Annotated in this window: 9 protein-coding genes; 2 read left to right on the forward strand and 7 right to left on the reverse strand. The window is 69.2% G+C overall.

The window, feature by feature from the left end; genetic code table 11:
• Positions 1-19: 19 nt before the first annotated feature.
• Positions 20-2833, reverse strand: coding sequence for a sensor domain-containing protein (locus EU555_RS21205; RefSeq protein WP_135417231.1), 2814 nt, complete (start codon positions 2831-2833; stop codon positions 20-22).
• Between the two features lie 611 nt (positions 2834-3444).
• On the opposite strand from EU555_RS21205, the gene EU555_RS21210 reads away from it, so the two are divergent.
• Positions 3445-4707: a porin gene (locus EU555_RS21210; protein WP_135417232.1), complete on the forward strand. Its 1263-nt coding sequence runs from the start codon at positions 3445-3447 to the stop codon at positions 4705-4707.
• A gap of 132 nt (positions 4708-4839) precedes the next feature.
• Positions 4840-5475, forward strand: a complete 636-nt coding sequence (locus EU555_RS21215) for a LysE family translocator (RefSeq protein WP_135417233.1) — start codon at positions 4840-4842, stop codon at positions 5473-5475.
• Between the two features lie 4 nt (positions 5476-5479).
• Here the strand turns inward: EU555_RS21215 and EU555_RS21220 are convergent, their stop codons facing one another.
• From EU555_RS21220 to EU555_RS21245, 6 genes are all read right to left on the reverse strand, one after another.
• Positions 5480-7024: a sensor domain-containing diguanylate cyclase gene (locus EU555_RS21220; protein ID WP_135417234.1), complete on the reverse strand. Its 1545-nt coding sequence runs from the start codon at positions 7022-7024 to the stop codon at positions 5480-5482.
• 281 nt (positions 7025-7305) lie between these two features.
• The gene (locus EU555_RS21225) at positions 7306-7803 is read right to left on the reverse strand and encodes a hypothetical protein (RefSeq protein ID WP_135417235.1); all 498 of its coding nucleotides are present in this window, start codon (positions 7801-7803) and stop codon (positions 7306-7308) included.
• 3 nt (positions 7804-7806) lie between these two features.
• On the reverse strand, positions 7807-9105 hold the full coding sequence (gene rlmN, locus EU555_RS21230; RefSeq protein WP_135417236.1) for a dual-specificity RNA methyltransferase RlmN: 1299 nt from the start codon (positions 9103-9105) through the stop codon (positions 7807-7809).
• Positions 9106-9237: 132 nt separating this feature from the next.
• The gene (locus EU555_RS21235; RefSeq protein ID WP_135417237.1) at positions 9238-10254 is read right to left on the reverse strand and encodes a hypothetical protein; all 1017 of its coding nucleotides are present in this window, start codon (positions 10252-10254) and stop codon (positions 9238-9240) included.
• A gap of 14 nt (positions 10255-10268) precedes the next feature.
• Positions 10269-11360: a radical SAM protein gene (locus tag EU555_RS21240; protein WP_135417238.1), complete on the reverse strand. Its 1092-nt coding sequence runs from the start codon at positions 11358-11360 to the stop codon at positions 10269-10271.
• A 441-nt stretch (positions 11361-11801) separates the two neighbouring features.
• The gene (locus tag EU555_RS21245; RefSeq protein ID WP_135417239.1) at positions 11802-12404 is read right to left on the reverse strand and encodes an invasion associated locus B family protein; all 603 of its coding nucleotides are present in this window, start codon (positions 12402-12404) and stop codon (positions 11802-11804) included.
• Positions 12405-12496: the final 92 nt, after the last annotated feature.

The following is a 12496-nucleotide window of genomic DNA, read 5'->3' on the forward strand; positions in this document are numbered from 1 at the left end:
CCCGGAGGGCAGGGCGCGCTCAGCCCGTGGCCCGCCGCAGGAGCCGGCCGTGGATCCCGTCCGGCACACCGCCGTCGCGCTCGGCGAAGCGGCGCGCCTCGTCGGGCGGCAGCGGCCGGCTGAACAGGAAGCCCTGGACCTCGGTGCAGCCCTCCTGGCGGATGCGGGCGAGCTGGTCCGGCGTCTCGATGCCCTCCGCAGTGATGCCCATGCCGAGCCGTTCGCCGATGCCGACGATCGCCCGCACGATCGCGGCGGCGTCCGGGTCGTGGATGTCGCTGATGAAGGAGCGGTCGATCTTGATCTTGTCGAAGGGGAAGCGGCGCAGGTAGCTCAGGGACGAGTAGCCGGTGCCGAAATCGTCGAGCGCGATGCGCAGGCCCATGGCCCGCAGACGGTGCAGGGTGGCGAGGCCGTGCTCGGACTTCGTCATCAGCACGCTCTCGGTCACTTCGAGCTTGAGCCGGCACGGGGGCAGGCCCGACAGTGCGAGTGCCTGGATCACCGCCTCCTCGAGCCCGGTGCGGAACTGCAGCGCCGAGACGTTGACCGCGACCCGCACGTGGTCCGGCCAGGTCGTCGCCTCGCGGCAGGCCTCCCTCAGGGCCCAGGCGCCGAGGGGCACGATCAGGCTGGTCTCCTCGGCGACAGGGATGAAGTCGCCCGGAGGGACCGGGCCGCGCGACGGGTGCTGCCAGCGCATCAGCGCCTCGAAGCTGGTCACGCGGTTCGTCGTCAGGTCGATCACCGGCTGATAGACCAGCCGGAAGTCGCCGCGCCGGATCCCGTCCTTCATGTCGAGGGCGAGCTGGCTGCGGGTGGTCGCGCGGGCCTGCGCCCCGGCGTCGAAGACCCGGTAGGTGCCGCGGCCGGCGGCCTTCGCCTCGTAGAGCGCGATGTCGGCGCGCTTGAACACCTCATCGGCGGGGGTGCCGTCCTCCGGGTGCATCGCCACGCCGACGCTGATCCCGGCATCGACCGCGATCCCGCCGAGGTCGATCGGCTCGGCCACCGCGCGCACCACCCGGTCCGCGAGGGCACCCGCCTCGTCCTGTCCGGACAGGCCCGACAGGATGATCGCGAACTCGTCCCCGCCGCGGCGCGCGACGAGGTCGGCGTCGCGCAGGGCGCCCCGGATCCGGTCGGCGACGGCGCAGATCAGCCGGTCGCCGGCCGGGTGCCCGAGGGCGTCGTTGACCGCCTTGAACCGGTCGAGGTCGCAGGCGAGCACCGCCCGGGCGCGGCCCGCCTCCGGGGGTGCGGCCAGGCGCTCGCGAAAGAGCACCCGGTTGGGCAGGCCGGTGAGGTCGTCGTGGTGCAGCATGTGGGCGATGCGCCTCTCCGCCTCGCGGCGATGCGAGACGTCGATCAGCGTGCCGACCACGCGCTCGGGGCGGCCCTGCGCCGCACGCTGCACGATCCGTCCGCGCACCAGCACCCAGCGGGCCGCGCCGTCGGGACCGCGCAGGCGGATCTCGCATTCCAGGCTCTCGGCCGCGCCCTGCAGGTGCTGGCGCAGGGCCGCGACCATCCGGGCGCGGTCCTCCGGATCGGCGATGGACCGGAAGGCCCCGAGGATCCGGGAGCCGCCCCCGAGCGCGGCGCGCCACTGGTCCGAGATCCAGATGTCGCCGGTCGGCAGGCTCCAGTCCCACAGGCCGTCGCGGCCGCTCTCGAGGGCGAGCGCCAGCCGCTCCTCGCTGAGGCGCAGCCGCGCCTCGCGCGTCCGCAGCACCTCCTCGGCGAGGCGGCGTGCGGTCACGTCGAGATGGAGGCCGACGCAGCGGACCGGCTGCCCGGTACGATCGTCCAGCACGGCGCGGCCGCGGGACTGGATCCAGCGGTGACCGCCGGGCGTATCCGGGCAGCGGACCCGGAAATCGACCGAGAAGGAACGGCCCTCGGCGAGGCCGGCCTGGATGGCGCCCCACACGGCCGGCAGGTCGTCGGGAACGAGGCGGGCCTCCCACTGCGCCACCGAGATCCGGACGGGCGCCTCGGCGGCCGCGGGCGGCACCGGGAGGCCGTGCATCCGCGCGCCCTCGGGCGAGAGGTGGGCGATGCAGCCGCCGGCACCAAAATCCCACTCCCACGCCGCGGCGCCGGCGGCGTCCTGGGCCAGGCGCAGGAGCTTCGTGGTTTCCTCGAGATGCTGGCGCGCCGCCGCGAGGTCGTCGACGTCGAGCGCCGTCGCCAGCCATTCCCGGCCGGCCGGCCCGTCGCCGATCGGCCGCAGCGACAGCAGGTGCCATCGGACCATGCCGTCGCGGTCCCTCAGGCGGCAGCGCAGGGTCTGCGGCTGGCCGCCGTCGCGCGCCTCCCGCCAGGCCCGCGCCACCGCCGGGTCGTCGTCAGGGTGCGCGTCCGGATGCCATAGCGCGGACGGCCCGGGCGGGGCGGCGGGGACCGGGCAATGCGGGTTGGCGTAGACCGCAGCGCCGGTCTCCCGCGACAGGATCCAGATCATCTGCGGCAGCGCCTCCGCGAGGACCCGGTGGCGGCGCTCCTGCTCGGCGCGCCCGGATTCGGCGAGGGTGGCCGCCCGCTGCGCCGCGCGCATCCGGAGCAGGACCAGCGCGGAAAGCGCGGCCCCCAGCCCCGCGAGGGCGGCGAGCAGCGCCACCTGCTCGGTGACCAGCCACCCGAGGACCCCGCTCGCGTCCTCAAGGATCGTCCGGCTCGGGCTCTCGCGCGCCTGCTCCTCCGACAGGATGGAGCGGTGCACGACGATGCCGCAGACCAGGAGGCCCGGCAGCACCAGCCCGAGGGCCGAGGCGAATGCCACGTTGAGGAGCGGAACACGCGTTCCCCGCTTGTGACCCGTGCCGAGCATCGCCCCTGTCCCCGTGACTTCCCGGCGGGGCGCGGACGCAGGCGAGGGCGTGCGCGGAATCCCCTGGTTTCACCCCGTGGAACGCCCGCGGCCCGAAATCAGCCGAGGCGCTGCCGTGCCTTGTCCTAAGGACATACATGACAAAAAGGGTTCACGAGTGGTTTATGACGCTGCTGCCGCTGGATGTCGACCGAGCAGCGTCGGCGTTCTCTCCCAGAGGATTTCGCCTGGGAAAAAGGATGCAGCCCGCGGTAATGTATGCATTTATTCCGGATCGACGCCCCGCCGCGACCTCTCCTGCATGGCCACGAGCCTGCACGGGTGCGGCCTGCCGCGACCGGCCGTCCTGACCGGCGGCCCGTGCGTCAGGCCGTGCCGCCGCTCTGGCCTCGGCCCTGCGCCGACCTGCCGCAGCGACGCCGGACGGCGACTTCCCCGTTCCGTACGTGCGGCAAGTATCCGCACGCGTTGCGCGAAAGACACGGCGCCGGATACACCTGACCCAAACGGCCTAGATTGCCTAATTTTTGAGCAAACGCACAACAAATGGTTTTGCCACGATGCCGCCATACTGCCAGCTTGGCCGCAGTTGGACCGAGGACTCTCTCCCAGTGGCAATGCGCTTCACCCTCAGCAGCCTGACCGTCGCCCTGCTGTCGTCCGGCTTCGCCCACGCCGCCGACCTGGCAGCCCCGGCCCCTGCCCCGGTGGCCGTTGCCGAGCGTTGCAAGGCGACCCTGTCGCTGCCGGCCTATGGCGGCGTGATCAAGCCGAACCCGAACCCGACCTGCTTCACGCTCGGCGGCTTCGGCGACATCTATGTCGGTGGCGCGATCACCGGCTACGCCTACACCCAGAGCAACCCGTTCCCGTTCTCGGCGGCGCCGCTGCCGAGCGACCGGGCGGCGCGGGTGGACTTCACCAACATCCAGGGCTGGATCCAGAAGGCGGACGGGCCGTTCCAGTTCTACGTCCAGGCCGGCGCCTACGCGATCCCGGCCCTCGGCTTCGTGAACTACAGCGCCCTCGACCAGACCGACCTGCTGTTCACGCCGCTGCCGGTCGCCTTCGGCAAGTACGTGTTCAACGACAACTGGTCGATCCAGGGCGGCCGGATGCCGACCCTGATCGGCACCGAGGCGCCGTTCACCTTCCAGAACCTGAACATCTCCCGCGGCCTCCTGTTCAACCAGGAGAACATCATCAACCACGGCGTTCAGGTGAACTACAGCGACGGCCCGTGGTCGGCCTCGGTGGCCGGCACCGACGGCTTCTTCTCCGGCCAGATCAGCTGGCTCACCGGTGCCGTCACCTACAAGCTCGACGACAACAACAGCTTCGGCATCAACGGCGGCCTCAACCTCGACCGCACCAACGTCCTCACCCGCAGCCTGCGCTATCAGTTCGCGACGCCGCTGTTCCAGCAGAACAGCGGAATCCTGTCGATCAACTACACCTACTCGAACGGGCCGTGGACCATCACGCCCTACTTCCAGTACACGAACGTCGCGCGCGACAACAAGATCGGCATCGTCCAGGGCGCCTCGACCTATGGCGGCGCGGTCCTGGCGAGCTACGCCTTCACCGACAACTTCGCGCTCGCCGGCCGCGTCGAGTACATCACCCAGACGGGCGACAAGCTCCTCGGCGGCACCAGCCTGCTCTATGGCGCGGGCAGCTCGGCCCTCTCGTTCACGGTCACCCCGACCTTCACGTTCGACCGCTTCTTCGTGCGCGGCGAGTACTCGCGGGTGCAGCTCTACGACATCACCCGCGGCGACCTGGCTTTCGGAACGCTCGGCACCGGCTTCGGCCGCACCGGCAACCGCAACTCGCAGGACCGCTACATGATCGAGGGCGGCATCACCTTCTGACGGCCTTCCCCCTCCTTCAGCGTTCTTCTCGCACCCGCCCGGTCCCCACCGGGCGGGTGCTCCGCTGTGCGGGAGGCTTGCGCGGGAGCCGCGGGCGGCTACAGACCGGACGCGATCCCCGCGGAGCCCCCGATGAGCTTCCTGCCCGACACCCCGACGCTCTTCGCCTATCTCGCCGCCTGCCTGGTGCTGTTCGTCACCCCCGGTCCCGACATGAGCCTGACGCTCGCCCGCACCATCGGGTCGGGCCGGCGCGCCGGGATCGTCACGGTGCTGGGGACGAGCCTCGGGACCCTGGTCCACACGCTCGCGGCGGTGCTCGGCATCTCGGCGGTGATCGCGGCCTCGGCCACCGCCTTCACGGTGCTGAAGGTGGTGGGCGCGCTCTATCTCGCCTGGCTGGCGATCGACGCGCTGCGGCGCGGCTCTGCCCTGACGGTGCGGGCCGAGACGGTGCGGGACGGGCTGTGGCGCACCTTCTGCCTCGGGCTCGGCGTCAACCTCACCAACCCCAAGGTGGTGCTGTTCTTCCTCACCTTCCTGCCGCAATTCGTGCGCGCCGACGCGCCCGACCCGACCGGGCAGCTCGCCTTCCTGGGCCTCGCCTTCGTGGGCCTGTCCTTACCCCTCGGGGTCCTGATGGTTCTCGGCGCCGCCCGCGTCACCGGCGCGCTCCAGGCCCGGCCGCGGCTGATGCGGGTCATCGACTGGCTGTTCGCCGGGCTGTTCGGGACCTTCGCGGCGCGCATCCTGCTCACGGTGCGCTGACGCCTCACGCGGCGCCGGCGGGATTCGCCGTCGCGACGAGGCGCAGATGGGGCGCGGCCGCCGGCCGTGCCTCGGCGCGGCAGGTCCGGTTGCGGCCCGCGGCCTTGGCCGCGTAGAGCGCGCCGTCCGCTGCCCGGTAGAGATCCGCCAGCGAGCCGGAGGGCGTCGCCTGGGCGAGCCCGATGCTCACCGTCAGGGCGCCGGCCAGGATGCCGGCCGAGCCGACCGACAGGGCGGCCACCTCGGCGTGCAGGCGCTCGGCAACCCGCACCGCCCCCTCCTCGTCGGTGTCCGGGAGGATCACGCCGAATTCCTCGCCGCCGATCCGGCAGACGAGGTCGTGCGGCCGGTGGATCGCCGCCGACAGACTGCCCGCGAGCCCCCGCAGGATCTCGTCGCCGACCGCGTGGCCGTAGCGGTCGTTGAACCGCTTGAAATGGTCGGCATCGACGATGAGCAGGGCGAGGGGCCGGCCGCCCAGGCGGGCCGCCCCCTCCCAGGCCTGCTCCAGCTCCCGGTCGAAGCGGCGGCGGTTCGGCAGCCCGGTCAGCCCGTCCGTCATCGACAGCCGGGCGAGCTCCGCCTCGACGGCCCCGCGGCGCCGCAGCTCCCGCCCGAACAGCAGCGCGAGCAGCACCGCGAGCCCGCAGAGGGCGAGCAACGCGGCGCCGATCATCAGCGCCTTGGCGCGCCAGCCCGCCTCGATCTCCTCCGTGCTGAGCCCGATCGACAGGACGAGCGGCAGGTCGCCGACCTGCGTGAAGGTGAACAGTCGGTGCACGCCGTCGCGGTCGGTCCGCGCGGCGAAGCGCCCGCTGCCCTCGCGCAGGAAGCGCCGGAAGGTCGAAGCCCCCGAGACGTCCGCCCCGACATCGCGGACGTCGTAGGGGTAGCGCATGATCCGGGTGCCGTCCCGGCGGATCAGGTTGATGGCGCCGTCCCGCCCGAGGCCGATCGTCTGGAGCATCTGGGTGAAGTGGGAGAGCTTCAGCGTGCCGACCGCGACTCCGCCGAACGAGCCGTCCGGCTTGGCGATGCGCCGGCTGAAGGCGACCGAGTAGGCGCCGGACATCCGCGACTGGTACGGCTTGCTGATGTAGAGCCCAACATCCGGGTCGCGCTGGTGGACCTGGAAGTAGTCGCGGTCCGCGAAGCTGCCGCCGGCCCCCGACGGATAGCGCGAGTTCAGGATTCCCCTCCCGTGCTCGTCGAACAGCACCAGGATGCCGAGGCCGTCGGCGGTCACGACCCGGTCGAACAGGACCAGCTGCTTCACCGGGTCCGGCGCCCCGTCGAGGAGCGGGCTCTGGACCTTGGCGATGATGCCCTGCAGCGCCAGGTCCATGATCTCGACGTTGCGGGCGATGTCGCGCTCGATCACCCGCAGGAGGTTCTGGGAGGTTTCCTCGGCCCTGCCCCACATCTCCCGCCGCAGGTCGTAGAGCATGAAGCCGGAGACGAGCAGCATGCCGAGGGGGGCCAGCACGCCGAGCCCGATCCACACGCGGACGGTCTGCAGGCCGGCAAGGAGGCGGCGCGGCAACGGCATCGGCGGAGTCTCTCGGGCAGGTGCAGGTCTAGGCGCCCATCTCACACCGGCAAGTCTGAACAGGACTTTCACGGATCGCGCATCGGCGCGCTTCTTCACAGCCTCGACACGCCATGACAGGGTCTAACGGACGCGATCGCTAACGCGGACTTGCCGGGGCGGCCGGGTTTCGATCCATCGCCGGGCCCGCGGCGGCGAGTCATACCGCCGCGCCTTCGAACGGACTCGGTCGCAGGCGCTGGATAAGCCCGAACGGGTTCGAACCGACAGGCGCCAGGACGTCAACGCCGCGGTGCGGCCCACATCGTCGCCGGCCCGCGCCCGGCGAAGCGGCCGGCGGCGAGCCAGTAGACGAGGCCCGCGATCCCGCCGGCGCAGAACAGCAGGGCCGTCACCCGCCCCTCCCCGGTCCCGGCCGGCCCGCCGGCGCCGCGCATCAGCCAAGGCAGGAGCGCAGTCAGCAGGCCGGTGGCGCCGCCGTACCAGGCGAGCGCGCGCCAGCCCAGCACCTCGCCGACGACGGCGTTGAGGGCGGGCGGCACGGCGACGAGGAGCAGGATCGCCCGCCCGAGGCTCAGGGCGCCCTCGATCATGGCGGGATCGGGCGGGTAGCCCTCCGCCAGATCCGACAGCACCGCTTCGAGCCCCGAGAGCCCGAGGGTGCCGAGGAGGTCGCGCAGGACCGGGTCCATGACGACGCCGATTCCGAGGGCGAGGGCGCCGCAGGCGATCGCGATCAGGAGCGCGGTCGCGACCGCGATCAGGCGGCCGAGGGACATCGCTCAGTCGTCGTCGTGGGCGGCGGCGTAGACGCCCTCGGCGCCGATGCCCTCTTCCAGCATCAGCCGGGCGCGGGCACGCAGCTTCTCGGTCTCGCTCTTGAGCTGGCCGCAGGCCGCCAGGATGTCGCGGCCCCGCGGCGTGCGCACCGGCGAGGCGTAGCCGGCATTGAACACGATCTCGGAGAACCGCTCGATCCGCTCCCAGTCCGAGCACTCGTACTTCGAGCCGGGCCAGGGGTTGAACGGGATCAGGTTGATCTTGGCCGGGATGCCCTTGAGCAGGCGCACCAGCTCCCGCGCCTCGGCGTCGGAATCGTTGACGCCCTTCAGCATCACGTACTCGAACGTGATGCGGCGGGCGTTCGAGACGCCCGGATAGTCGCGGCAGGCCTGGAGCAGGTCGCGGATCGGGTACTTGCGATTGAGCGGCACCAATTCGTCGCGCAGGTCGTCGCGCACCGCGTGGAGCGAGATCGCCAGCATGGCGTTGGCCTCGAGGCCGAGACGCTCGAATTGCGGCACGACGCCGGAGGTCGAGACGGTGATGCGCCGGCGCGACAGGCCGAGGCCCTCGTGGTCGCTCATCACGCCGACCGCGTCGATGACGTTGTCGACGTTGTAGAGCGGCTCGCCCATGCCCATGAACACGATGTTCGAGACGAAGCGCGAGCCGTCGACCGGCACGAAGGCGCCCTTCGGCGGGGTCCTGCCCGGCCAGTCGCCGAGGCGGTCCCGGGCGACCACGAGCTGCGCGACGATCTCCTGGGCCGAGAGGTTGCGCACCAGGCGCTGCGTGCCGGTGTGGCAGAACGAGCAGGTCAAGGTGCAGCCGACCTGCGACGAGACGCAGAGCGTGCCGCGGTCGTTGGCCGGGATGTAGACGCACTCGATCTCGGCGCCGCGGTTATGGTCGTGCCGGCCGGTCGGCGGCATGCGGATGAGCCACTTGCGGGTGCCGTCGCGCGACACCTGCTCGCTCACCACCTCGGGGCGGTCGAGGGTGTGGATGCCGGCGAGCTGACCTTTCAGCACCTTGCTGACATTGGTCATCTCGTCGAAGGACGAGGCGCCGCGCACGTTGATCCAGTGCCAGAGCTGGCCGGCGCGCATGCGCTGCTCGCGCTCGGGCACGCCGATGGCGGCGAGCCGCCCCTTCAGGGCCTCGCGGGTGAGGCCGACGAGGGAGGTCGGTCCGGTCGCCTGCAGCGCCTCGGGACGGATCTCGGGCGCCTTCTCGATCGCCGGGGCGGGAACGGCGCGATCCCCGCGCCGGGCGGTGTCGAACGACGCCGTCGCCATGATACTCTCGACCTTCGAATGAAACGGGTATCGGGCGCATATAGGGGCAATCGGGCCGAAACGCGATGGGCCTGCGCCGAATCCCGTGAAAACCGAGGGTGCCAGGAGACGAGGAGCTGCGCCCGTCCGTCTTCACGCGGCTTGCATGATCGCACCGATGAGAGCGATTGCGCCAGCCGTGGCGCTGAACGGTTGCCGCGAGAACATCATCTCCGCCGGACCGTCGCTGCAGGCACGGAGGATGAAATGGCCGGTCTGCGAGCCGATGGGCTGGCGCAAGGGGAAGACGCGCGCCAGCATGCGGGCATTCTCGATGTCGCCGTGAGGCGCGAAGCGGATGGAGATCCGATCGTCCCCTTCGATGTGAAGAACACCGGCGCATACCGAAAAATCAACCGCCAACGCAATGATCTTTGAAAATCCATCGGTCGATACAATAATTGATTCCCCTTCCGAAACAAGCAAGATCTTGCAGGACAGCAAGTCCGTCCGCCTGAGAGTCACCGGCGAGGAAGCGTTTTGAAATTCGTCGGCGCCAATGAAGAAGTTTTTCTTTGTACATTTCCTGCGAGGAGTCATGTTTCTATGTTTTAAATTTTCCACAATAAACGCTGAGAGAAGCTCCCCCAGGTGAAATGCCACATCTCCTCGCAAGTGCGGGTCGTCATGGTACAGGGAGTCTTCGCTGCACCCTTGCGTAAGCGCCAATTGCTCCACAACGGATTGGCCATCGAAGCACGGGATGCCGTAATCGAAGGCGAGCGATGCGTAAAGCGTCCTCAGATCGGCGAGGATCTGTGGCGCACCTCGGAAAGGCATCAGGAACAGGATTGGCTGGCAGCGCCGTTCCTCCAGGAATTCGATGGCTTCCGACAGCACTTGGCGGACCCGATCGAGCGACGTCTCTCCAAACCGTAGCGCCGCCGCGTCGTTGCAGGCAAATTCCAGAACACAGACATCGTACCTGAATCGCTCGCCATGTCTTCGGAACACGAAAAGCTCGGACGTCGACATTCCCACCGAGAAATTCGAAAAGGATGCGAAGCGTGTGCAGGCCGCGAGCGCACTGGCATAGCCGCCGTGGTAGACGCCGTTCGATGTGCCGACAAGGGCGACATCCGGGCGTTGATCATGAAGGCTCTCTGACATGCTCAACGCCGACGCTAACGATTGCGACCGAGAACATGAGGGCAGCCTGCGCCGGAGCAGGCTTCAGGAATGATCCCTGCCACCAGGTCGGTTCGAACCTGATTGAAATCACCGCTCGTCCAGATGTCCCGCGGGCTGGCCTCGCCGAGACGTCCAACCGGCTTTGTTGCCCAGCAGCACGGAAAGACGTCGCCATCATAGGTGGTGCGGAACTCCTTCCAGGGCTGATCACATCGGATCGAGCGGTCGTTCCAGGGTATCCGGAGTTCGTCCCACCGGTCCGCCGGAAAGCCGTCGCTCCAGCGGGCGAAGCCGAGCGTCATGGTGAACAGGGGGAGGTGCCTGGACCGCGCTCGCTCATGCGCCTGATCGACGACGGTTCCCAGCACATCGAGATCAATCCCGTCGATCTGCTGCGAGGTGTAATCGAACGTCCAGTTCTCACGCTCGATGATCCACCTCGAGCCGCCGTCCTTGGGCAGATTGTTGAGCGTCCAGATCTCCACGAAATCGCACCCCAGATCCGCCGCACTATCAAGGACGTCCGGGATTTCGGCGAGATTCTCGTTCATCAGGGTCATCTGGAACCCGATGAGGGGGTAGCGCCGCCCTCCCCGATTGCGCTCCTTGATGAGGGTCCCGACCCTGTCCCGCATGTCCGAGGCATGCACGCCCCGTATCCGGAACAGGACATCCTCGCTGGCGCCGTCCAGAGAGAACCGGATTCGCCTGATCCGGGACGCCAGCAGCCGCTCCGTGTTCCGTGCGTTGAGGAGCGTACCGTTGCAGTTGAACGAAATGACGAACTGCTCGTCGCTCGCATGTCGATCGTAAGGAAACTCAGCCAGGAAATCCCAGAACGTGTCGCTGAGCATCGGCTCACCGAGTCCGGTCAATTCGATCAACTTCGCGTCGGAAATAAATCCGGACAGCTTTCCAAGCATATCCGCACTGAAGTCTTTCTTCTCGACGCGCCCCGTCGCATGGTAGCACATCACGCAGCGAAGATTGCATCGCGACGTGATGGTGATGCTGACGAATTGAGGCGTCGCTGAAACCGGGTCCGTGACGAGTGCGGCACTGTTCATGCCCATGCCCTCATGCATGATCGAGCCTTGTGCCGCGCAGCCGTCCTCAGACCCGTGCTGATCCGGTGCGTTGCCGATGAGGATCCGGTGATGAAGAGTCCTGCTGTAGTCCTCTCGACCTGACCGGGTCGGAGGCTACTGCATGATGACCGCTCTGGGAAGCCGGAAGGCCAGGTTCGGAAAGGTGACGGACGTTGACGCTAAGTCATACGACCATGGTGCGCTGGCCCGTGGGTGTCGGCGGCTCGCCGAAGACCGTCGCTGTGCTCCCTGCGGGGCGACACGACCTTCTGCCTGCACGAAGTCGGCCCTTCCCGACCTTGCCCCGGCTTGCGGATCCTGGATGAGTCCAGGATCTTTCGGGGAAGGGGAAGACGCGCACGTCATCGGGCTGCCTGCGAGGCGCTCGACTTGCCACCGGGTGGGCATCCGGTCCCATGTGCTTACCCAGGCCCCGCCCTACTTGCACTCCTCCCGGGTGCGCTTCATCGCCTCGCCGAAGCCGTCGAGGGCGTATTCGTCCGTCGAGGCGTTGCCGCGCTGGGAGACGGCCTTGACGACGACCTTCTTGCCCCGGCCCATCTCGGCCACGACCTTGCTCTCGTCGGCCGGGTTCTGGACCCAGGCGTTCGAGCCTTTCACGACGAGGGCGTAGCGGGCGGAACCGATCGCCAGGCTCGGATCGGATGCCGTCGAGGCCGGGGCCGGCACGGCGCCGTTCGCCGCCGCGGTGGTGGTGGCCTGGTTGCTGCCGGGCTTGGGCGCGAAGCCCAGCATCACCGCGACCTCGTTGTTCACCTTCTCGCCCTTGCGCACGGTGACGAACAGGTAGGCCGGATCGCGCTTCAGGCTCTTGGGCAGGCGCACCTGCGGCTGGCTGATGGCGTAGCAGATCCGCGCCTTGCCCTCGCCGGCGGCGAACACGTTCCAGTCGCCGAAGGTGCCGATCGGGCTCGCCTGGAGGCTCGGAGGCGCGGCCTCCGCCTTGGGCTTTGGCCGGGCGTCGGCGGGCAGGACGAGGAGGAACAGGCCGGCGGCGGCGAGGAGGGATGCGCGAATCATGCGGGCACTCTAGTCGCGGGTGGTGCGCTTGCCCACCCGATCGCCGGAAAATGCGGCGAAATCAGTGGGCTACGCACCAATTCATCGAATTG

Source organism: Methylobacterium nonmethylotrophicum, from assembly GCF_004745635.1.
Classification (GTDB): domain Bacteria; phylum Pseudomonadota; class Alphaproteobacteria; order Rhizobiales; family Beijerinckiaceae; genus Methylobacterium; species Methylobacterium nonmethylotrophicum.